Origin of the sequence: Streptomyces spinoverrucosus (assembly GCF_015712165.1) — a bacterium.
GTDB lineage: Bacteria > Actinomycetota > Actinomycetes > Streptomycetales > Streptomycetaceae > Streptomyces > Streptomyces spinoverrucosus_A.
In genome coordinates this window covers 768,571-788,887 of record NZ_JADPZX010000001.1, presented here as the reverse complement: position 1 = coordinate 788,887, position 20,317 = coordinate 768,571, and the positions used below count along the sequence as shown (strand labels likewise).

General features: G+C 71.0%; 18 protein-coding genes, 1 pseudogene and 1 riboswitch. Of the genes and pseudogenes, 16 read left to right on the top strand and 3 right to left on the bottom strand.

Annotated elements, in window-relative coordinates:
* The 6 genes and pseudogenes from hpnH to I2W78_RS03645 all read left to right on the top strand — a co-directional run bounded on the left by hpnH (position 1) and on the right by I2W78_RS03645 (position 6,735).
* Positions 1 to 1,023, top strand: coding sequence for an adenosyl-hopene transferase HpnH (hpnH, locus tag I2W78_RS03670; protein WP_141307246.1), 1,023 nt, complete (start codon positions 1 to 3; stop codon positions 1,021 to 1,023).
* Positions 1,024 to 1,027: 4 nt separating this feature from the next.
* Complete coding sequence (gene ispG, locus I2W78_RS03665) at positions 1,028 to 2,203, top strand: flavodoxin-dependent (E)-4-hydroxy-3-methylbut-2-enyl-diphosphate synthase (RefSeq protein ID WP_196456889.1); 1,176 nt, start codon at positions 1,028 to 1,030, stop codon at positions 2,201 to 2,203.
* 32 nt (positions 2,204 to 2,235) lie between these two features.
* Positions 2,236 to 4,107: pseudogene (dxs, locus tag I2W78_RS03660) on the top strand (1-deoxy-D-xylulose-5-phosphate synthase); the annotation flags it as partial.
* A gap of 380 nt (positions 4,108 to 4,487) precedes the next feature.
* Positions 4,488 to 5,909, top strand: coding sequence for an aspartate aminotransferase family protein (locus tag I2W78_RS03655; protein WP_196456887.1), 1,422 nt, complete (start codon positions 4,488 to 4,490; stop codon positions 5,907 to 5,909).
* Between the two features lie 86 nt (positions 5,910 to 5,995).
* Positions 5,996 to 6,619 carry a helix-turn-helix domain-containing protein gene (locus tag I2W78_RS03650; protein ID WP_196456885.1) on the top strand — a complete coding sequence of 208 codons (624 nt, stop codon included), beginning with the start codon at positions 5,996 to 5,998 and terminating at the stop codon, positions 6,617 to 6,619.
* Entirely contained in the window at positions 6,616 to 6,735 is a 120-nt protein-coding gene (locus I2W78_RS03645) for a DUF6126 family protein (RefSeq protein ID WP_196456882.1), read from the top strand. The genes I2W78_RS03650 and I2W78_RS03645 overlap by 4 nt, the downstream gene beginning before the upstream one ends.
* A gap of 3 nt (positions 6,736 to 6,738) precedes the next feature.
* Here the strand turns inward: I2W78_RS03645 and I2W78_RS03640 are convergent, their stop codons facing one another.
* The gene (locus I2W78_RS03640; RefSeq protein WP_196456880.1) at positions 6,739 to 7,536 is read right to left on the bottom strand and encodes a tyrosine-protein phosphatase; all 798 of its coding nucleotides are present in this window, start codon (positions 7,534 to 7,536) and stop codon (positions 6,739 to 6,741) included.
* Between the two features lie 433 nt (positions 7,537 to 7,969).
* A riboswitch (cyclic di-AMP (ydaO/yuaA leader) is annotated at positions 7,970 to 8,131 on the top strand.
* 2 nt (positions 8,132 to 8,133) lie between these two features.
* Here I2W78_RS03640 and I2W78_RS03635 point away from each other — a divergent pair.
* Positions 8,134 to 9,108, top strand: coding sequence for a LysM peptidoglycan-binding domain-containing M23 family metallopeptidase (locus tag I2W78_RS03635; RefSeq protein WP_196456878.1), 975 nt, complete (start codon positions 8,134 to 8,136; stop codon positions 9,106 to 9,108).
* Positions 9,109 to 9,323: 215 nt separating this feature from the next.
* Complete coding sequence (locus tag I2W78_RS03630; RefSeq protein ID WP_196464391.1) at positions 9,324 to 10,109, top strand: SGNH/GDSL hydrolase family protein; 786 nt, start codon at positions 9,324 to 9,326, stop codon at positions 10,107 to 10,109.
* A 174-nt stretch (positions 10,110 to 10,283) separates the two neighbouring features.
* Here I2W78_RS03630 and I2W78_RS03625 read toward each other — a convergent pair whose 3' ends face one another.
* Both I2W78_RS03625 and I2W78_RS03620 read right to left on the bottom strand, forming a co-directional pair.
* The gene (locus tag I2W78_RS03625) at positions 10,284 to 10,901 is read right to left on the bottom strand and encodes a TetR/AcrR family transcriptional regulator (protein ID WP_196456876.1); all 618 of its coding nucleotides are present in this window, start codon (positions 10,899 to 10,901) and stop codon (positions 10,284 to 10,286) included.
* Between the two features lie 64 nt (positions 10,902 to 10,965).
* Entirely contained in the window at positions 10,966 to 12,144 is a 1,179-nt protein-coding gene (locus tag I2W78_RS03620) for a glutamate dehydrogenase (RefSeq protein WP_196456874.1), read from the bottom strand.
* A gap of 187 nt (positions 12,145 to 12,331) precedes the next feature.
* Between I2W78_RS03620 and I2W78_RS03615 the strand changes: the two genes are divergently transcribed.
* The 8 genes from I2W78_RS03615 (at position 12,332) to I2W78_RS03580 (ending at position 20,312) form a co-directional block, all read left to right on the top strand.
* The gene (locus tag I2W78_RS03615; protein ID WP_196456872.1) at positions 12,332 to 13,525 is read left to right on the top strand and encodes an MBL fold metallo-hydrolase; all 1,194 of its coding nucleotides are present in this window, start codon (positions 12,332 to 12,334) and stop codon (positions 13,523 to 13,525) included.
* A gap of 304 nt (positions 13,526 to 13,829) precedes the next feature.
* A complete protein-coding gene (locus tag I2W78_RS03610) occupies positions 13,830 to 15,731 on the top strand; it encodes a sensor histidine kinase (RefSeq protein ID WP_196456870.1) in 1,902 nt (633 codons plus the stop codon).
* 101 nt (positions 15,732 to 15,832) lie between these two features.
* Complete coding sequence (locus tag I2W78_RS03605; RefSeq protein ID WP_196456868.1) at positions 15,833 to 16,267, top strand: roadblock/LC7 domain-containing protein; 435 nt, start codon at positions 15,833 to 15,835, stop codon at positions 16,265 to 16,267.
* 2 nt (positions 16,268 to 16,269) lie between these two features.
* Positions 16,270 to 16,641, top strand: a complete 372-nt coding sequence (locus I2W78_RS03600) for a DUF742 domain-containing protein (RefSeq protein WP_196464390.1) — start codon at positions 16,270 to 16,272, stop codon at positions 16,639 to 16,641.
* Positions 16,619 to 17,251 (top strand): GTP-binding protein, encoded by a 633-nt coding sequence (locus tag I2W78_RS03595; protein ID WP_196456866.1) that lies wholly within the window; start codon positions 16,619 to 16,621, stop codon positions 17,249 to 17,251. Before I2W78_RS03600 ends, I2W78_RS03595 begins: the two co-directional genes overlap by 23 nt.
* A 61-nt stretch (positions 17,252 to 17,312) precedes the next feature.
* Entirely contained in the window at positions 17,313 to 17,888 is a 576-nt protein-coding gene (locus I2W78_RS03590) for a GAF domain-containing protein (RefSeq protein WP_196456863.1), read from the top strand.
* A gap of 174 nt (positions 17,889 to 18,062) precedes the next feature.
* On the top strand, positions 18,063 to 19,091 hold the full coding sequence (tdh, locus tag I2W78_RS03585) for an L-threonine 3-dehydrogenase (RefSeq protein ID WP_196456861.1): 1,029 nt from the start codon (positions 18,063 to 18,065) through the stop codon (positions 19,089 to 19,091).
* Positions 19,092 to 19,118: 27 nt separating this feature from the next.
* Complete coding sequence (locus tag I2W78_RS03580; RefSeq protein ID WP_196456859.1) at positions 19,119 to 20,312, top strand: glycine C-acetyltransferase; 1,194 nt, start codon at positions 19,119 to 19,121, stop codon at positions 20,310 to 20,312.
* Positions 20,313 to 20,317: the final 5 nt, after the last annotated feature.

Here is a 20,317-nt window from a genome sequence, read left to right as displayed (position 1 = left end):
ATGGCCATGCCGCTGCGCCAGTCCATCAAGGTCGCTACATATTTGGCTGAACAGAAGCTCCGCAGGCGCGACAAGTTCCCGCTCATCGTCGAGCTGGAGCCCCTGTTCGCCTGCAACCTCAAGTGCGAGGGCTGCGGCAAGATCCAGCACCCCGCCGGGGTGCTGAAGCAGCGCATGCCGGTCGCGCAGGCCGTGGGAGCGGTACTGGAGTCCGGTGCGCCGATGGTGTCGATCGCGGGCGGCGAGCCCCTGATGCACCCTCAGATCGACGAGATCGTGCGGCAGTTGGTGGCCAAACGGAAGTACGTCTTCCTGTGCACCAACGCCATGCTGCTGCGCAAGAAGATGGACAAGTTCAAGCCCTCGCCCTACTTCGCCTTCGCCGTGCACATCGACGGCCTGCGTGAGCGGCACGACGAGTCGGTCGCGAAGGAGGGCGTGTTCGACGAGGCGGTGGAGGCCATCAAGGAGGCCAAGCGCCGCGGCTTCCGGGTCACCACCAACTCCACCTTCTTCAACACCGACACCCCGCAGACCGTCATCGAGGTGCTGAACTACCTCAACGACGACCTCAAGGTCGACGAGATGATGATCTCGCCCGCCTACGCCTACGAGAAGGCGCCCGACCAGGAGCACTTCCTGGGTGTGGAGCAGACCCGCGAACTGTTCAAGAAGGCCTTCGCGGGCGGCAACCGGCGCCGCTGGCGGCTCAACCACTCCCCGCTCTTCCTGGACTTCCTGGAGGGCAAGGTCGACTTCCCGTGCACCGCGTGGGCGATCCCCAACTACTCGCTCTTCGGCTGGCAGCGCCCCTGCTATCTGATGAGCGACGGGTACGTGTCGACGTACCGCGAACTGATCGAGGACACCGACTGGGACAAGTACGGCCGCGGCAAGGACCCGCGCTGCGCCAACTGCATGGCGCACTGCGGCTACGAGCCCACCGCCGTCCTCGCCACCATGGGCTCGCTGAAGGAGTCGCTGCGCGCCATGCGCGAGACGGTCTCCGGAAACCGGGAGTGACGTCATGACCGCCATCCCCCTGGGCGTCCCCGAGGTACCGGCGCGACCGATCGCCGAGCGGCGCCTGTCGCGGCAGATCCAGGTCGGGCCGGTGGCGGTCGGGGGCGGGGCGCCGGTGTCGGTGCAGTCGATGACGACGACCCGAACGTCGGACATCGGCGCCACCCTCCAGCAGATCGCCGAGCTCACGGCCTCCGGCTGCCAGATCGTCCGGGTGGCCTGCCCGACGCAGGACGACGCGGACGCGCTCGCCACCATCGCCCGTAAGTCGCAGATCCCGGTGATCGCGGACATCCACTTCCAGCCGAAGTACGTGTTCGCCGCGATCGAGGCCGGCTGTGCGGCCGTACGGGTGAATCCCGGCAACATCAAGCAGTTCGACGACAAGGTCAAGGAGATCGCCCGGGCGGCCCGGGACCACGGCACGCCGATCCGGATCGGCGTGAACGCCGGCTCCCTGGACCGGCGGCTGCTCCAGAAGTACGGCAAGGCCACGCCCGAGGCGCTCGTGGAGTCGGCGCTGTGGGAGGCCTCGCTCTTCGAGGAGCACGACTTCCGGGACATCAAGATCTCCGTCAAGCACAACGACCCGGTCGTGATGATCGAGGCGTACCGGCAGCTGGCCGCGCAGTGCGACTACCCGCTGCATCTGGGGGTGACCGAGGCCGGTCCCGCCTTCCAGGGCACGATCAAGTCGGCGGTCGCTTTCGGAGCACTGCTCTCGCAGGGGATCGGCGACACCATCAGGGTGTCGTTGAGCGCTCCGCCCGCCGAGGAGGTCAAGGTCGGCATCCAGATCCTGGAGTCGCTGAACCTCAGGCAGCGGCGACTGGAGATCGTGTCGTGCCCGTCCTGCGGGCGCGCCCAGGTGGACGTCTACAAGCTGGCCGACGAGGTCACCGCCGGGCTGGACGGCATGGAGGTGCCGCTGCGTGTCGCCGTCATGGGGTGTGTGGTGAACGGCCCCGGCGAGGCGCGGGAGGCGGACCTGGGGGTCGCCTCCGGCAACGGCAAGGGGCAGATCTTCGTCAAGGGCAGGGTCATCAAGACCGTTCCCGAGTCGAAGATCGTGGAGACGCTGATCGAAGAGGCGATGAAGATCGCCGAGCAGATGGAGCGGGACGGGGCAGCGACGGGCTCCCCCGACGTCACGGGGAAACCGGCAGTGACCGTGAGCTGACGCCAGGCACGAAACCGAGAGGGGGCCCGAGCGTGTCGATTCTGGAGACCATCCGGGGACCGCGCGACCTGAAGGCGCTGACCGAGGCGCAACTTGGCGAACTGTCCGAAGAGATCAGGGAGTTCCTGGTGCAGGCGGTCGCCAGGACCGGCGGCCACCTCGGGCCCAATCTGGGTGTGGTGGAACTGTCCATCGCGCTCCACCGGGTCTTCGAGTCGCCGGTCGACAGCATCCTGTGGGACACCGGCCACCAGAGCTACGTACACAAACTGCTGACAGGGCGTCAGGACTTCTCCAAGCTGCGCGGCAAGGGCGGCCTGTCCGGCTATCCCTCGCGCGAGGAGTCCGAGCACGACGTCATCGAGAACAGCCACGCCTCCACCGCCCTCGGTTGGGCCGACGGACTCGCCAAGGCCCGCCAGGTACAGGGGGAGAAGGGCCATGTCGTCGCGGTGATCGGCGACGGCGCGCTGACCGGCGGCATGGCCTGGGAGGCGCTGAACAACATCGCGGCGGCCAAGAACCGGCCGCTGATCATCGTCGTCAACGACAACGAGCGCTCCTACGCCCCGACCATCGGCGGCCTCGCCAACCATCTCGCGGCGCTGCGCACCACCGACTCCTACGAGAAGGTGCTGGCCTGGGGCAAGGACGTCCTGCTGAGCACGCCGGTCGTCGGGCACACCCTCTACGAGGCTCTGCACGGCGCCAAGAAGGGCTTCAAGGACGCGTTCGCGCCGCAGGGGATGTTCGAGGACCTCGGCCTGAAGTACGTCGGGCCGATCGACGGGCACGACGTCAAGGCCGTCGAGTCGGCGCTGCGGCGCGCGAAACGCTTCCACGGGCCGGTGCTCGTGCACTGCCTCACCGAGAAGGGCCGCGGCTACGAACCCGCCCTCGCGCACGAGGAGGACCACTTCCACACCGTCGGTGTGATGGACCCGCTGACCTGCGAGCCGCTGGCGCCCTCCAACGGTCCGTCCTGGACCTCGGTGTTCGGCGACGAGATCGTCAAGATCGGCGAGGAGCGGGAGGACGTCGTGGCGATCACGGCGGCCATGCTGCACCCGGTCGGGCTCGCCAAGTTCGCCGAGCGGTTCCCGGACCGGGTCTGGGACGTCGGCATCGCCGAGCAGCACGCGGCCGTCTCCGCGGCCGGGCTCGCCACCGGCGGGCTCCACCCGGTCGTCGCCGTCTACGCCACCTTCCTCAACCGCGCCTTCGACCAGCTCCTGATGGACGTGGCGCTGCACCGCAGCGGGGTGACCTTCGTCCTGGACCGGGCCGGCGTGACGGGTGTCGACGGGCCCTCGCACAACGGCATGTGGGACATGTCGATCCTCCAGGTCGTACCGGGGCTGCGGATCGCGGCGCCGCGTGACGCCGACCAGTTGCGGGCGCAGCTGCGCGAGGCGGTCGCCGTCGACGACGCGCCCACGCTGGTGCGGTTCCCGAAGGAGTCGGTGGGGCCGAACGTCCCCGCGATCGACCGGGTGGGCGGCATCGACGTACTGCGACGGGCCGACGCACCGGAGGTGCTGCTCGTCGCGGTCGGGGTCATGGCGCCGGTGTGTCTACAGGCAGCCGAGCTGCTTGAAGCGCGGGGGATCGGGTGCACGGTGGTGGACCCGCGGTGGGTCAAGCCCGTCGATCCCGCGCTTCCCGGCCTCGCCGCCGGGCATCGGCTGGTGGCCGTGGTCGAGGACAACAGCCGGGCGTCGGGGGTCGGCGCGGCTGTGGCGCTGGCGCTCGGTGATGCCGACGTGGATGTGCCGGTACGGCGGTTCGGCATCCCGGAGCAGTTCCTGGCGCATGCCAAGCGGGCCGAGGTACTGGCCGACATCGGTCTCACGCCGGTCGAGATCGCCGGGCGGATCGGCGCGAGTCTGGCGGTGAGGGAGGAGCAGTTCCGGGAGACCGTCGTGCCGGAAAGGCCGTCCAAGGAGACCGTCGTAGCGCAGCGGTCCTTCGAGGAGGCCGTCGTGCCGGAGGGGTCCTTCGAGGAGGCCGTCGTGCCGGAGGGGTCCTTCGAGGAGGCCGTCGTGCCGGAGGGGGCCTTCGAGGAGGCCGTCGTGCCGGAGGGGTCCTTCGAGGAGGCCGTCGTGCCGGAGGGGTCCTTCGAGGAGGCGGTCGTGCCGGAGGGGTCCTTCGAGGAGGCGGTCGTGCCGGAGCGGTCCTTCGAGGAGGCCGTCGTGCCGGAGCGGTCCTCCCAGGAGACCGTCGTACCGGAGCAGTCCTCCAAGGAGACCGTCGCCGAGGAATCGCCGTCCAAGGAGAGCCACCCATGACCACCGCGGAATCCGCCTCCCAACCCGCGGCGCCCGGCGGCGGCTTCGACCTCGGCGCGCTGCTCGCCGAGCGCGGAGCCGAGCGCTACGAGCTGCACGCCCGGTACCTCAACCACCAGCTGCCGCGCATGCTGCACACGATCGGCTTCGACAAGGTCTACGAGCGGGCCGAGGGCGCCTACTTCTGGGACGCGGACGGCAACGACTACCTGGACATGCTCGCCGGCTTCGGGGTGATGGGCCTGGGCCGCCACCACCCCGTCGTCCGCAAGGCGCTGCACGACGTCCTGGACGCGCAGCTCGCAGACCTCACCCGGTTCGACTGCCAGCCGCTGCCCGGGCTGCTGGCCGAGCGGCTGCTCGCGCACAGCCCGCACCTGGACCGGGTGTTCTTCGGCAACAGCGGTACGGAGGCCGTGGAGACCGCCCTGAAGTTCGCCCGGTTCGTCACCGGCAGGCCGAGGGTCCTGTACTGCGCGCACGCCTTCCACGGCCTGACCACCGGCTCGCTGTCCGTGAACGGCGAGTCGGCCTTCCGCGACGGCTTCGCCCCGCTGCTGCCCGACACGGCCGTACCGCTCGGCGATCTCGCCGCGCTCGCCCGGGAGCTGAAGCGGGGCGACGTCGCCGCGCTGATCGTCGAGCCGATCCAGGGCAAGGGCGTGCACGCGGCCCCGCCCGGCTATCTGCGTGCCGCACAGGAGCTGCTGCACCGGCACAAGGCGCTGCTCATCGCGGACGAGGTGCAGACGGGCCTCGGCCGCACCGGCGACTTCTACGCCTACCAGCACGAGGAGGGCGTCGAGCCGGACCTGGTCTGCGTGGCGAAGGCGCTGTCGGGCGGTTATGTGCCGGTGGGGGCCACGCTCGGCAAGGACTGGATCTTCAAGAAGGTCTACTCGTCCATGGACCGGGTGCTGGTCCACTCGGCCAGCTTCGGGTCGAACGCCCAGGCCATGGCGGCAGGCCTGGCGGTGCTGTCCGTCATGGCGGACGAGCGGCTCGTCGCGAACGCCCGCGCCACGGGCGAGCTGCTCAGATCCCGGCTGGCCGCGCTGATCGACAAGTACGAGATGCTCGCGGACGTACGCGGCCGGGGGTTGATGGTCGGCATCGAGTTCGGGCGGCCCCAGTCGCTGAAGCTGCGCAGCCGCTGGGCCATGCTGCAGGCCGCCCGCAAGGGGCTGTTCGCGCAGATGGTCGTCGTACCGCTGCTTCAGCGGCACCGGATCCTCACCCAGGTCTCCGGCGACCACCTGGAGGTGATCAAGCTGATTCCGCCGCTGATCATCGGGGAGCGGGAGGTGGACCGGTTCGTGGACGCCTTCACGGCGGTGATGGACGACGCGCACAGCGGGGGCGGGCTGGTGTGGGACTTCGGGAAGACGCTGGTGAAGCAGGCGGTGGCCAACCGCTGACGCTGACGCTGACCGGATCGGCCGGTGCGGTTTGCCTCTGAGGCAAGAAATTTGCCGCTCAGGCAAAGCTCGGGCTGAATGGAGATATGAACTCCTCCGCCTCCGAGCCCGGGGCCGAGCCGGCCGACGGTCTGCCGGCGGTCGCCCCGCAACTCCGTGACCTGCGCCGCCGGGCCTCCCTCACCCTGGAGGCCGCCGCCCGTGCCGCCGGGCTGTCACCCGCTCACCTCTCCCGGCTGGAGACCGGGCAGCGCCAGCCCTCGCTTCCGATGCTGCTGGCACTCGCCCGCATCTACGGTACGACCGTCTCGGAGCTGCTCGGCGAGACGGTCGCCGACCGGGACGCCGTCGTGCGCGCCGCCGACATGGAGCCGACCGGCGCGGGCGGCTGGACGTACTGGCAGGCCGGCGCGCCCGGGCGGGGCATGCAGGCCCTGCGGGTGCACGTGCCGTACGCCTCCCAGGGCGACATCGTGCGGTTGCACCCCGGTGAGGAGTGGCTGTACGTCCTCAAGGGGCGGCTGCGCCTGCGCCTGGGGGACGCCGAGCACCGGCTCGGCCCCGGCGACAGCGCCCACTTCGACTCGCTGACCCCGCATCGCATCGCCGCCCAGGACCGGGGCGGGGCCGACCTTCTCTTCGTCCACACCCTGCTGCAGAGCCCCACGGCCGCGCTGTGCCTCGGCCCCGTCACGGGAGACACACCATGAGTGACATCGAGCAGAAGCTTCCCCGGGGCATCTGGCTCCGGTTGTTGATCTATGTCGTCGCGGGGCACCTCTTCGCCGCATTCCTCTACCTGCTGTTCGAGGTAGGGGCCAAGTAGGGGTCAGGCGAGCAGGCGGTCGCGCAGCCGCTCCCGGGTCTCGGGGGTGACGGCCAGCCCCTGCTCCAGATAGGTGTCGACACCGCCCCAGGTCTCCTCGATGGTCTCGATCGCCGCCGTCAGATACTCGGCACGCGCGTCGAAGAGCGGGCTGAGCAGCTCCATGACCTCCGGGGAGTAGGCGGAGGCGGAGCTGCTGCTGCGGTGCACCTTGTAGCGGCGGTGCTTGGCGTTGGACTCCAGGTAGTCGGCGAGGATCGCCTCGCGCTCCACGCCCAGCGCGAGCAGGGTGACGGCGATCGACAGCCCGGCGCGGTCCTTGCCCGCCGCGCAGTGCATCAGCGCGGGGACGCTGTCCTCGGCGAGCGCGTGCAGCACCTGGGAGTGCTCGGCGGTGCGCTCCTTGATGATCGCGCGGTACGAGGTGATCATCCGGTTGGCGGCCTTGCCGTCGGCCAGAATCCCGCGCAGCTGCTCCAGATCGCCGTCCCGGACCATCTTCCAGAACTCCGCGCCGTCCGCCGGATCCGTCAGCGGCAGGTTGACGTTGCGCACGCCCGGCAGGTCGACGTCCGGGCCCTCCAGCTTCTGGTCCGCGGCATTGCGGAAGTCGAAGATCGTGTGCAGCCCGAGCGAGGCGAGGAACGCGGCGTCCTCCGCGGTGGCATGCGCGAGGTGGCCGCTGCGGAACAGCACCCCCTGCCGCACCCGGCGCCCGTCCACGGTCGGCAGTCCGCCCACATCACGGAAGTTGCGCACTCCGGCCAGTTCCGGCTCGGTCGACGGCACCTGCTGCGTCACGGGGGCTCCCTCCCCTCGGCCCCGTCGGCGCGGCTCGTCGACGGGCACGTCCCCTGACGATACGACACCGATGCCTGGGCCAATGAGTTGTCCACAGGTGGTGACGCGGAGTTGGAGCACATCTGGGCTTTCTGTCCGAATTGAGCCCTTCGTTCCAACTCGCTCTGGAATAAAGGAACCTGGAGCGGGGTCACGTGAGCAGCGTCATATCCGTGACCGAGCGTCGCCCGTCATGTTCACGTAATTCACATGCTTATCAAGGGCGTTTACGGAGAATGGTGACGCCGTAATGCACGGAGTGTGACCGGAATTCAGGTGAACGGATCACGAAAACGGCGTTCCTGTGGAACCTCTTGCTTGTCCCGTTGCGTCTTGGTCGCTTACGTTCCACACCGATCCGGGCGGACGCCGAATCCTGCCGCCGCCCGGTGCCCGCGCAAACTCACCCGTGTTCGGCAGGAGCGGGGGACCCACAGGTAGAACCGCCTGTTCCGGTCTCCGGAACAGGCTTGGGGTAAAGCCGCGCTTCGGCGCCGGCCGGACATCTCCAGTCCGCACCCGACAGCTCACCTCGCAGGCGCCGGAGAGGAATTCGCCATGCCCGCGAAGGGTAAGCACCGCCGTCCGAAGACCCAGCGCTTCACCCGCTCCATCGCCGTCGCCGGAACCGGTGGCGCCGCACTCGCCCTCCCGCTCATGGGGGCCGCCGGCGCCCACGCCGCCACTCCCCAGTCCGCCCCGGAAAAGGCCGTGCAGTCGGCCCCGACCGAGAAGGCGGCCGTCCAGCAGAAGGCCGCCGAAAAGAAGTCCGCCGCCAAGAAGGCGGGTGTGCGGACGTATTCGGTGAAGGTCGGCGACTACCTCTCGAAGATCGCCGACGAGCAGAACGTCAGCGGCGGCTGGCAGCGGCTCTACGAGGACAACCGTGAGGCGGTCGGCCAGGACCCGTCGCTCATCCACCCCGGTCTGAAGCTCACCATCGGCAAGAAGGCCGCGGCGAGCAGCGACAAGCCGTCGTCCGCTTCCGCCCCCTCCGCGGCCAAGTCGTCGGCGTCGACGCAGACGTCGCAGTCCTCGAACGCCTCCGAGTCCGCCAACGCCTCCGAGCCCGCGGCGCAGTCGTCCGAGGCCTCCACCCAGACCGCCGACGCCGGCACCGCCGGCGGCTTCTCCGCCCCCGTGGACGGCGCCGCCGTCGGCACCGCCTACCGCGTCGCGGGCAGCATGTGGTCCAGCGGCTACCACACCGGCGTCGACTTCGCGGCCCCGAGCGGCACCCCGCTCAAGGCCGTCGGCGCGGGCACGGTCGTCTCCGCGGGCTGGGCCGGCGCGTACGGCAACCAGGTCGTCATCAAGCTCGCCGACGGCTACTACGCGCAGTACGCCCACCTGTCCTCCCTCTCGGTCTCCAGCGGCCAGACCGTGAGCGCGGGCCAGCAGATCGGCCTCTCCGGCTCGACCGGCAACTCCACGGGACCGCACCTGCACTTCGAGATCCGCACCACGCCGGACTACGGCTCGGACATCGACCCGGTCGCCTACCTCCGCTCCAAGGGCGTCTCCGTCGGCTGACGACGCGCCGCCCACGCCACCGAAGGCCGGACCCGATCCCCGGGTCCGGCCTTCGGCGTCCCCGCCCGTTGGCAGGCCTTATTCCGCAGTTGACCAATCCTTTGGCCGTGGCCTTTCTCACCGTCCGTCAACCCCTTCCTACGGTCGCGTAGGTCACATTCGAAGGGGAATGATGTTCCGACGTGGCAGACGATTCGAAGAATGACAGCAGATCAGTGATCGGGTCGTACGTGGCGGTGGGGGACAGCTTCACCGAGGGCGTCGGCGACCCCGGCCCCGACGGGGCGTTCGTCGGCTGGGCCGACCGGTTCGCCGTACTGCTCGCGGACCGCCGACCCGAAGGCGACTTCCAATACACCAACCTCGCCGTGCGCGGCAAGCTGCTCGACCAGATCGTGGCGGACCAGGTTCCGCAGGCCATCGAACTCGCTCCGGACCTGGTCTCGTTCTGCGCCGGCGGCAACGACATCATCCGCCCGGGCACCGACCCGGACGACGTGGCCGACCGCTTCGAGCGGTCGGTCGCCGCGCTGACCGCGGCCGCGGGCACCGTGCTGGTGACGACCGGCTTCGACACCCGGCGCGTCCCCCTGCTGAGGCACCTGCGCGGCAAGATCGCCACCTACAACGGGCATGTGCGGGCCATCGCCGACCGGTACGGCTGCCCGGTCCTCGACCTGTGGTCGCTCAAGTCCGTTCAGGACCGCCGCGCCTGGGACGACGACCGGCTGCACCTCTCACCCGAGGGGCACACGCGCGTGGCCCTGCGCGCAGGTCTGGCCCTCGGCCTCGCCGTGCCCGCCGACCCGGAGCAGCCCTGGCCGCCGTTGCCGCCGCGCGGCACCCTCGAGGTGCGGCGGGACGACGTCCACTGGGCGCGTGAGTACCTGGTGCCGTGGATCGGCCGGCGACTGCGCGGTGAGTCGTCGGGCGACCACGTCACCGCCAAGGGCACCCTGTCGCCGGACGACATCAAGATGCGGATCGCGTCCGTGGCCTGAGGCCGTCCTACGGCGACCCCGTGGCGCCGCGCCTGGAGCGGGCCGTTCCGGATGCTGATGCCGGATCGGCCCGCGACCGGCGCGGACCACGGGACCGTGGACCACCAGAAGCCGTGCCGCACGACGCCGTGCCGCACAACGCCGGCCTCACAACGCGACGAAACGGGCGGCGGCTCACCGCCGTTGAGCCGTCGGCACCTCCGCCAGACCCAGTTCCCGGGCCAGCGCCTCGTCCACCCACTGCTGCGCACGCGCGCGTGACACCGCTCCGGCGTAGGACGTCATCTGCACGGCCAGCCCGTCGAGCAGGGCGGTCAGACGCAGGGCCGCGCCCATGGGGTCGGGGCAGCGGAACTCACCGGCCGCCACCCCTTCGGCGATGACCTCGGCGATGGCCGCCTTCCACCGCTTGTCGAGGTCCCGGGTGACCTCCCGCAGCGCGGGCTCGCGCAGCGCCGCCGCCCAGCCCTCGATCCACAGCCGCCAGCCCTTGGCCTGGCCCGTCGGCGCGTACCAGCGCACCGCCGACCGCAGTCGGCGCAGGGCCGTCGTGCGCCTGCCGAGCAGCCTGGCCAGATGGGCGAGGTCGTCCTCGGCCGCATACGCGAACGCGTCGGCGACCAGCTTCTCCTTCGTGGAGAAGTGGTAGAGCACCAGCGCGTTGCTCACACCGAGCGCGGACGCCACGTCTGCGATCCGCACCGCCGCCACGCCCCGCGCCTCGATCTGCTCCACGGCGGCACGCAACAACTCCTCGCGCCGCTCCGCCACGCTCAACCGCACTCTCGCCACCCCGTCACCCTAACGGGCCACGTCCGGTCGACGGCCGGGCGGTGACGTCCCCGTCAGCGGGGCGTCAGCGGTACGACCCGAAGCGCTCCGCGAGCAGCGGGAGCCGGTCCTCGGCGACGGCGTGCGCGGCCGCACGCGGCGTGCTCCCGTCGGCCTCCGCACGCGCCAGCACCAGGTCGGTCAGGGCGCGCATCGAGTGCCGCGTGTGCGCGAACGCCTCGTCCGCGTCCGCGCCGATGTCACCGAACAGCGTCCACCACCACCAGGCGTTCGTCCCGGAGTTGACCACCACGTCGGGCAGCACCGTGACCCCGCGCGCCGTCAGCAGCGCCTCCGCCTCGGGTACGACGGGCATGTTGGCCGCCTCGACGATCCAGCGGGCGGTGATCCGCTCCTGGATCGCGGTGTCGACGGCGTACGAGACGGCGGCCGGCACCAGCACCTCGGCGTCGGCCGACAGCCAGGCGTCGCCTGGCAGTTCGCGGTCGCCGGACCGCAACGCGGAGCGGTCCACCGTGCCGTACGCGTCCCGAGCGGCGAGCAGCGCGTCGACGTCGAGGCCCGCCGGGTTGGCGATGGTGCCCTTGATGTCGGCGACGGCCACGACCGCGAGACCCGCGCGCGAGAGGAAGCGTGCCGTCGCACCGCCCATGGTGCCCATGCCCTGTACCGCGACCCGCGCGCCCGCGTACGGCACGCCGACCCGGTCCAGGGCCGCGAGCGCCGACTCCGCGACCCCGCAACCGCCCACCAGCTCGCCGAGCCCGATGCCGTCCACCGTCACCGCGAACGCGTCGGCGAGCCGCCGCCGGGCCGCCGCCTCGTCGTCCAGCAGCGGATACACCGCCTGGATCGACGAGACGAGCCCCACCTCGGCGGCGGCCCGGTCCACCAGGTCCTGGGTGAGACCGAGGTCCTCGCCGGTGGTCCAGAAGGTCTCGATGTACGGCCGCATGGCCCGCAGGTAGCGCACCAGGAGCCCGTACGCCGCCGGATCCCGGGGGTCGCAGTCGATGCCGCCCTTGGCGCCGCCGAGCGGGACGTACTGGGCCTCGGGGTCGTAGTGCAGGGCCTCCTTCACGGTCATCCCGCGGGCCAGCCCGGCGACCTCGTCCAAGGTGCAGCCCGGGCGCATGCGCAGCCCGCCGCTGGCGACACCGCGCACCAGCCTGTCGACGACCAGGAAGCCCTGGTGGCCGGTGACGTCGTCGGTCCAGGTGAGCGACAGGACAGGGGCGGTCACGGAGGCTCCTTGCGGCCGAAGGCATGCGCCGAGTACCTGGTCATGACCTGGTACCTGGTCATGACCGGGTACCAGGTCGTGTACGAACGCGCGTACTGAATCTTGAGTCAGTATCGGGCATGTGGGTCGGGGGGTGTCAGTGGGTCGGACCATAATGGAGGCCTCACTGATTTCACCTGGAGGTACCGTGGCCGGTTCCCGTTCCCTGAGCTCCGGGCTCCGTGCGCTGCAGCCCGCGGCCTTCGGCGTGGAGCCGACCGGTGAGCGCATGGCGCGCATCCGCAGATCGCCCCACTTCCGGGACGGTGTCTTCCAGAACCCCGGAGGCCCCTCGCGGATCCGGCCGTCGGGTTCGTCGCTCGACTTCGCGAAGACCTACTTCGACAAGGACGCGCGCAACCGCCGCACCCCGCACGGCGCGGTGCCCCTGCACACCACCACGGCCGCGGACCTCGCCCGGCCGCCCGCCACCGGCCTGCGGCTGACCTGGCTGGGCCACTCCAGCGTGCTCGCGGAGATCGACGGACAGCGGGTGCTCTTCGACCCCGTCTGGGGCGAGCGCTGCTCCCCGTTCGCCTTCGCCGGACCCAAGCGGCTGCACCCGGTGCCGCTGCCCCTGACGGCGCTCGGCCCGGTGGACGTCGTCGTCATCTCGCACGACCACTACGACCACCTGGACATGCCCACGATCAAGGCGCTGGCCGGCACGGACACGCTGTTCGCCGTGCCGCTCGGCGTCGGCGCCCACCTCGAACACTGGGGCGTGTCCGCCGATCGGCTGCGCGAGCTGGACTGGCACGAGTCGGCCAAGGTCGGCGGGCTCACCCTGACCGCCACCCCGGCCCGCCACTTCTGCGGCCGCGGCCTGCGCAACACCCAGCACACGCTCTGGGCGTCCTGGGTCGTCGCGGGTGAGCGGCACCGGATATTCCACAGCGGTGACACCGGGTACTTCGAGGGCTTCCGGGACATCGGCGCCGACCACGGCCCGTTCGACGCCACGATGATCCAGATCGGCGCGTACAGCGAGTTCTGGCCGGACATCCACATGACCCCGGACCAGGGCGTCCGCGCGCATCTGGACCTCCAGTCCGGGGACGCCGCGTCGGGTGCGCTGCTGCCGATCCACTGGGGGACCTTCAACCTGGCGCCGCACGCGTGGGCGGAGCCCGGCGAGTGGACGAAGGACGCGGCCGAGGCGGCCGGAGCAGCCGTGGCGCTGCCGCGGCCGGGCGAGCCCTTCGAGCCGACCGGGAACCTCCCGGTGGACCCCTGGTGGCGCACGGCCTGCGCACCGGTCGCCCGCCACTGGCTCCGTGCCAGGAGCGCCGACGCCGACCCGTCGGCGCAGGAGGACCTCGACCTCGCGGGGGACCGGTAGCGGGAGGTGCACCGCCACTCCTGCCGACGCTCGCCGACACCGCATCCCACGACACAGACCACGTGTGACCGGTTCTGAGCAGGTCGGATCGATCTCTAACGGCATGTGCGTCAGCGTCCCGACGCGGTTATCGGTCTGTCGTACGACGCCTCATACCAGAGCGGGACGCTTGCCGTAGGACTTTGTCAACTGCCCACCGCACATGATGCGTTGCCGACTACTGTGAGTGTCCGCCGGGCGACGGAGGGCCGACTTCTTCGGCCCGCCCCGGCCCCCGACCGATGGACCAGTACGAGGACGCCCGATGTCACACCTCCGCGCACCGGCCGCACGCGCAGACCGCCGCGAGGGCGGGCGGCACGGGCGGCCGGTCGCCCACACCGTTCCCTCGCTGCCCGAGGCCCACATACGGCCCCAGCTGCTGCGTCTCGCCGTACTGCCGCCGGTCGCGGTCGCCCTCAGCGCCTGCGCGGCCGTGCTCTTCACCGTCCGCTCCACCGGCGCCCGCACCAGCCTCACCCTGTGGGCCGTACTCGCCGGCGCGATCGCCGTGACGCTCGTCGGCATCGGGATCGCCGCGATCGCCGCCGGCCGGGCCGCCCGCGGCGTCCACGAACGCGTCGGTGCGCTGCGCCGCAGCAGCGCCCGCCGCGAGGCCGATCTCCGCTCCCTCGTCGAGGCGTTGCGCCGGGGCGAGGTGCCGCCGCCGCGCAAGCCGAGGGGCGGTCCACCCGCGGACGCCGACGACTTCGAACTGCTCGCCGCCGACCTGGCCCGCGCGCACGACAGCGCCGTCACCGCCGTCGTGCAGGCCGCCCAACTCTCCAGCCAGGCCGGCAGCGAACAGAAGCTGGAAGTCTTCGTCAACCTCGCCCGGCGCCTCCAGTCGCTGGTGCACCGCGAGATCGCGATCCTCGACGAGCTGGAGAACGAGATCGAGGACCCCGACCTGCTCAAGGGCCTCTTCCACGTCGACCACCTCGCCACCCGCATCCGCCGCCACGCCGAGAACCTCGCCGTGCTCGGCGGCGCCGTCTCCCGCCGCCAGTGGAGCAACCCGGTCTCCATGACCGAGGTGCTGCGCTCGGCCATCGCCGAGGTCGAGCAGTACTCGCGGGTGCGCCTGGTGCCGCCGATCGACGGCACCCTGCGCGGCCACGCCGTCGCCGACGTGATCCATCTGCTGGCCGAACTCGTCGAGAACGCCACGGTGTTCTCCGCCCCGCAGACCCAGGTGCTGCTGCGCGCCAACCTCGTCACCTCCGGGCTCGCCGTAGAGGTCGAGGACCGCGGCCTCGGTATGCCCGTCGCCGAGCAGCACAAGATGAACGCGCTGCTCACCGACCCCGACCAGGTCAATGTCGCCCGCCTGCTCGCGGACGGCCGCATCGGACTGTTCGTCGTCTCGCAGCTCGCCCGGCGGCACGGCATCACCGTCCGCCTGCAGACCAACATCTACGGCGGTGTCCAGGCCGTCCTCGTCGTGCCGCAGGCGCTGCTCGGCAACCAGCCCGACACCGCCCGCCTCGGCCAGGCCCCACAGCACCACCAGCCCGACGCCGCCCGGCCCGCCCCGCCACCACAGCACCACCAGCCCGCCCCCGACGCCGGCACGGCACCGGCTCCCCCCGGCACCGGGCCCTCGCCCCTGCCGGTCCGCGGCACCCACGAGGAGCGGCCCAACCCCGCCGAGGCCGTACCCGGCATCCGGCCCGAAGACCGGCCGGCCGTCGAGGAACACGCCGCCGCACCGCCCACCCCCCGCACCGGCACCGTCCGCGGCACCATGGGCAAGCCCCAACTGCCGCGGCGCCGCGCCCAGCAGCACATCGCACCCCAACTGCGCGGCGGCCCCGCACCCCGCCAGGAGAGCGAGCACCTCGTCGGCCACGACCCCGGCCTGATGGCGGCGTTCCAGCGCGGTATCGGCCTCGCCGAGGCCCAGCAGCAGGCACAGTCCGCCCAGCAGGCACAGTCCGCCCACTCGGCATCCGCCCACTCGGCACCCGCCCACTCTGCGTCCACCCACCAGGAGCCTCCTCGCATGGAGCGCGCCCACACACCACCGGGCTCCGCTCCAGATGCCCGCCACACGGACGCGCACTCCATGCCGACGCAATTCCCCATGGCGGCACCGCACATGGAGGCCGCCCATATGACCCCGGACCACCCCGCCCGGCACGACGGGAGCGGACCAGCCGGATGACCACCGCAGCTGCCGTCGCCGTCGCCACCCCCACCGCAATGACCGCCGGCGCACCCACGGGCGCGCCCTCGGACCTTCGTATCCCAAGGAGTCGATCCACCATGGCGACCGATGCCCCCACCGGCCATGTATCCGATCTCGACTGGCTGATGAGCGGCCTCGTGCAACGCGTACCGCACACCACCAGTGCGGTGCTCCTCTCCTGCGACGGGCTCGTGAAGTCGGTCCACGGACTCGACCCCGACAGCGCCGACCACATGGCCGCCCTGGCCTCCGGCCTGTACTCCCTCGGCCGCAGCGCCGGGGTCCGGTTCGGCGACGGCGGTGAGGTCCGGCAGGTCGTCGTCGAACTCGACTCCACCCTGCTGTTCGTCACCACCGCCGGCTCCGGCACCTGTCTCGCCGTGCTGGCCGGCCGCGAGGCCGACGCCGCGGTGCTCGGCTACGAGATGGCGATGCTGGTCAAGAGCGTCCGCCCCTACCTGGTGACCGCTCCCCGGCAGCAGTCCGCCGAACCCCCGGCGATGAGGCCTTGAGCGTGACGGCGGCCGGCGACGGGCCCTGGCTCGACGACGCGGCCGGACGGCTGGTGCGCCCGTTCACGGTCAGCAACGGCCGCACCCGCCCCACCGTCGCGCTCGACCTCATCTCGCAGGTGATGGTGACCGGGGCCACCCCCCTCGGTTACCTCGGCCCCGAACACGCCCAGGCACTCGACCTGTGCCGGGCGCCCGTCTCGGTCGCCGAGGTCGCCGCCCACCTCAAGCTGCCGGCCGCGGTCACCAAGGTGCTGCTGTCGGACCTCGTCGACTGCGGGGCGCTCACCACCAAGCCCCCGGAGTTCCACCACAACCCCACGGACCGGGCCCTTCTGGAGGCAGTGCTCGATGGACTACGACGACAGCTCTGACCACGACTACGACTCCGACTACGACGCCGACCCGTTCCCCACCGCACTGAAGATCCTGGTCGCGGGCGGATTCGGGGTCGGCAAGACCACCTTCGTCGGTGCCGTCAGCGAGATCGCGCCGCTCAGCACGGAGGAGCTGCTCACCACGGAAAGCACCGCCACCGACAACCTCGACGGCGTCGAGAACAAGGTCGAGACGACGGTGGCCATGGACTTCGGCCGCATCACCCTCGATCCCGACCACGTCCTGTACCTCTTCGGTACGCCAGGACAGGAACGGTTCTGGTTCATGTGGGACGAACTGTGCGAGGGCGCCCTCGGCGCGGTGATCCTCGCCGACACCCGGCGCCTGGAGGACTGCTTCGCGGCCGTCGACTTCTTCGAGGAGCGTGGCCTCGGATTCATCGTCGCCGTCAACGAGTTCGACGGCGGCCACCGCTACGACCCCGAGGAGGTGCGCGCCGCCATCGACCTCGACCCGGAGATCCCCGTCGTGTGCTGCGACGCCCGGATCTCCGCCTCCGGCGTCCAGACCCTGCTCACCCTCGTACGCCATCTCATCGCCCACGCACCCGTCACCCCCGCGCCGAGCCACGGCGCCCACATGTGACACCCGCACCCACCGCACCGGAGCCGCATATGACGTACGCCCACAGCGACGGGACCCGGCCATGAGGTACGACCCGCCGCGCCCGGCCGGTCGGCTGCTGCTCACCCCCGAGGACAAGGAGGCGCCCGAGAGAACGCGGCGACTGCGCCGGCTGGGCCTGGGGGAGCGTCCGGAGCCCGCTCTCGACGCCTTCGCAAGCCATCTGACGTCGCTGACCGGTGCGCCGTACGCCATGGTCAACTTCCTTCACGAGCACGGCCAGTTCTTCGCCGGCCTGCACGCGCCCGACGTCGGACTCGTCGTCAAGGCGGACGGGACCCGGCCGGTGATGGGCCGCTACATGCCCCGCGACCACGGGTTCTGCCCCCATGTGGTGGTCCGGCACAAGGCACTGGTGCTGGAGGACGTGCGCGACTATCCGCGCTTCGCGGGCAACCCGGTCGTCGACGAGTACGGCATCCACTCCTACCTCGGCGCGCCGCTCATCGACACCACGGGCATGGTGCTCGGCACCGTCTGCGTCGCCGATGTCTCCCCGCGGCCCTGGGGGCGTTCCGGTTTGGAGACCATCAAGGCGGCGGCCGCGGATCTCGCCGTCCGGCTCGAAGGGCCCCAGAGCGGTGGATCTCTGCTCTGACCAGGTGAACGTCGCGCCGGAGGTGTGAAGGAAAGCTGCGGCAGCGGTTAAGAAATCCTCGATGGACCAGGACGGCGGCGTACGGCAGATTGCTGTGCGATTCCACTTCTCTCCCCGTCCGGGGGCTTCTTCGCCATGCCCGCGGCAGGGATCTCACCCTCAGGAGCCGTAGCGGTGAAGGCACTGGTCAAGGACAAGGCGGAACCAGGGCTCCGGCTCATGGACGTCCCGGAGCCCGACGTCGGCCCCGGCGACGTACTGATCAAGGTGCTGCGCACCGGCATCTGCGGCACCGATCTGCACATCCACGCCTGGGACGGCTGGGCGCAGCAGGCGATCCGCACCCCGCTGGTGCTCGGGCACGAGTTCGTCGGCGAGGTCGTCGACACCGGCCGCGACGTCACCGACATCCGGGCCGGCGACCGGGTCAGCGGCGAGGGCCACCTGGTGTGCGGCAAGTGCCGCAACTGCCTTGCCGGGCGACGTCACTTGTGCCGGGCCACGATCGGACTCGGGGTCGGACGGGACGGGGCCTTCGCCGAGTACGTCGTGCTGCCCGCGACCAACGTGTGGGTGCACCGCGTGCCGGTGGACCTCGACGTGGCGGCCATCTTCGACCCGTTCGGCAACGCCGTGCACACCGCGCTGTCGTTCCCGCTGGTCGGCGAGGACGTGCTGATCACCGGGGCGGGCCCGATCGGCCTGATGGCGGCGGCCGTGGCCAGGCACGCGGGCGCCCGCAACGTCGTCATCACGGACGTCAGCGAGGAGCGCCTCGACATCGCCCGCAAGATAGGCGTCAGCCTCGCCCTGAACGTGCGCGACGGGCGGATCGCGGACGGCCAGCAGGCCCTCGGCCTGCGGGAGGGCTTCGACATCGGCCTGGAGATGTCCGGCCGCGCGGAGGCCCTCCAGGACATGATCGCGAACATGACGCACGGCGGGCGGATCGCGATGCTGGGCCTGCCCGCGCAGGAGTTCCCGGTCGACTGGGCCCGGATCGTCACCTCGATGATCACCCTCAAGGGCATCTACGGCCGGGAGATGTTCGAGACCTGGTACGCCATGTCGGTGCTGCTGGAGGGCGGCCTCGACCTCGCGCCCGTGATCACCGGCCGGTACGGCTACCGCGACTTCGAGACGGCGTTCGCCGACGCGGCGAGCGGCCGCGGCGGCAAGGTCATCCTCGACTGGACCGCGTAAGTCCTCTGCATTCATAGGAGCTTCTTCATGTTCGACTCCGTGCGCGACGACCTGCGCGCCACCCTCGACGAGATCCGCGCCGCCGGTCTGCACAAGCCCGAACGCGTCATCGACACCCCGCAGTCCGCGACCGTCAACGTCTCGGCGGGCGGCCGCCCCGGCGAGGTGCTCAACTTCTGCGCCAACAACTACCTCGGCCTCGCCGACCACCCCGAGGTGATCGCCGCCGCCCACGAGGCCCTGGACCGCTGGGGCTACGGCATGGCCTCCGTCCGCTTCATCTGCGGGACGCAGCAGGTACACAAGGAACTGGAGGCGCGGCTGTCCGCGTTCCTCGGGCAGGAGGACACGATCCTGTACTCCTCCTGCTTCGACGCCAACGGCGGGGTGTTCGAGACCCTGCTCGGTGCCGAGGACGCGGTGATCTCGGACGCCCTGAACCACGCCTCGATCATCGACGGCATCCGGCTGTCCAAGGCCCGCCGCTTCCGGTACGCCAACCGCGATCTGGACGACCTCGAGCGGCAGTTGAAGGAGGCGCAGTCGGCCCGGCGACGGCTGATCGTCACCGACGGCGTCTTCTCCATGGACGGTTACGTGGCGCCCCTGCGCGAGATCTGCGACCTCGCCGACCGCTACGACGCCATGGTCATGGTCGACGACTCCCACGCCGTCGGTTTCGTCGGCCCCGGCGGGCGCGGCACCCCCGAGCTGCACGGCGTGATGGACCGGGTCGACATCATCACCGGCACCCTCGGCAAGGCGCTCGGCGGCGCGTCGGGCGGTTACGTCGCCGCCCGCGCCGAGATCGTCGCCCTGCTGCGGCAGCGTTCCCGGCCGTACCTCTTCTCCAACACCCTCGCCCCGGTGATCGCCGCCGCGTCGCTGAAGGTGCTCGACCTGCTGGAGTCGGCGGGCGACCTGCGCGAGCGGCTCGCCGAGAACACCGCGCTGTTCCGCCGCCGGATGGCCGAGGAGGGCTTCGACATCCTGCCCGGCGACCACGCGATCGCGCCGGTGATGATCGGCGACGCGGCACGGGCCGGCCGGATGGCGGAGCTGCTGCTGGAGCGGGGCGTGTACGTGATCGGCTTCTCGTACCCGGTCGTGCCGCAGGGACAGGCACGCATCCGTGTCCAGCTGTCGGCCGCCCACTCGACGGACGACGTCAACCGGGCCGTGGACGCCTTCGTGGCCGCGCGGGCGGAGCTGGACGCCTGACCTGA

Coding starts and splice junctions, on each gene's coding strand:
- I2W78_RS03635 (WP_196456878.1), top strand. CDS start 8,134: ATGCCCGCGAAGGGTAAGCACCGCCGTCCGAAGACCCAGCGCTTCACC.
- hpnH (WP_141307246.1), top strand. CDS start 1: ATGGCCATGCCGCTGCGCCAGTCCATCAAGGTCGCTACATATTTGGCT.
- I2W78_RS03590 (WP_196456863.1), top strand. CDS start 17,313: ATGAGGTACGACCCGCCGCGCCCGGCCGGTCGGCTGCTGCTCACCCCC.
- ispG (WP_196456889.1), top strand. CDS start 1,028: ATGACCGCCATCCCCCTGGGCGTCCCCGAGGTACCGGCGCGACCGATC.
- I2W78_RS03655 (WP_196456887.1), top strand. CDS start 4,488: ATGACCACCGCGGAATCCGCCTCCCAACCCGCGGCGCCCGGCGGCGGC.
- I2W78_RS03610 (WP_196456870.1), top strand. CDS start 13,830: ATGTCACACCTCCGCGCACCGGCCGCACGCGCAGACCGCCGCGAGGGC.
- I2W78_RS03605 (WP_196456868.1), top strand. CDS start 15,833: ATGGCGACCGATGCCCCCACCGGCCATGTATCCGATCTCGACTGGCTG.
- I2W78_RS03650 (WP_196456885.1), top strand. CDS start 5,996: ATGAACTCCTCCGCCTCCGAGCCCGGGGCCGAGCCGGCCGACGGTCTG.
- I2W78_RS03595 (WP_196456866.1), top strand. CDS start 16,619: ATGGACTACGACGACAGCTCTGACCACGACTACGACTCCGACTACGAC.
- I2W78_RS03580 (WP_196456859.1), top strand. CDS start 19,119: ATGTTCGACTCCGTGCGCGACGACCTGCGCGCCACCCTCGACGAGATC.
- I2W78_RS03645 (WP_196456882.1), top strand. CDS start 6,616: ATGAGTGACATCGAGCAGAAGCTTCCCCGGGGCATCTGGCTCCGGTTG.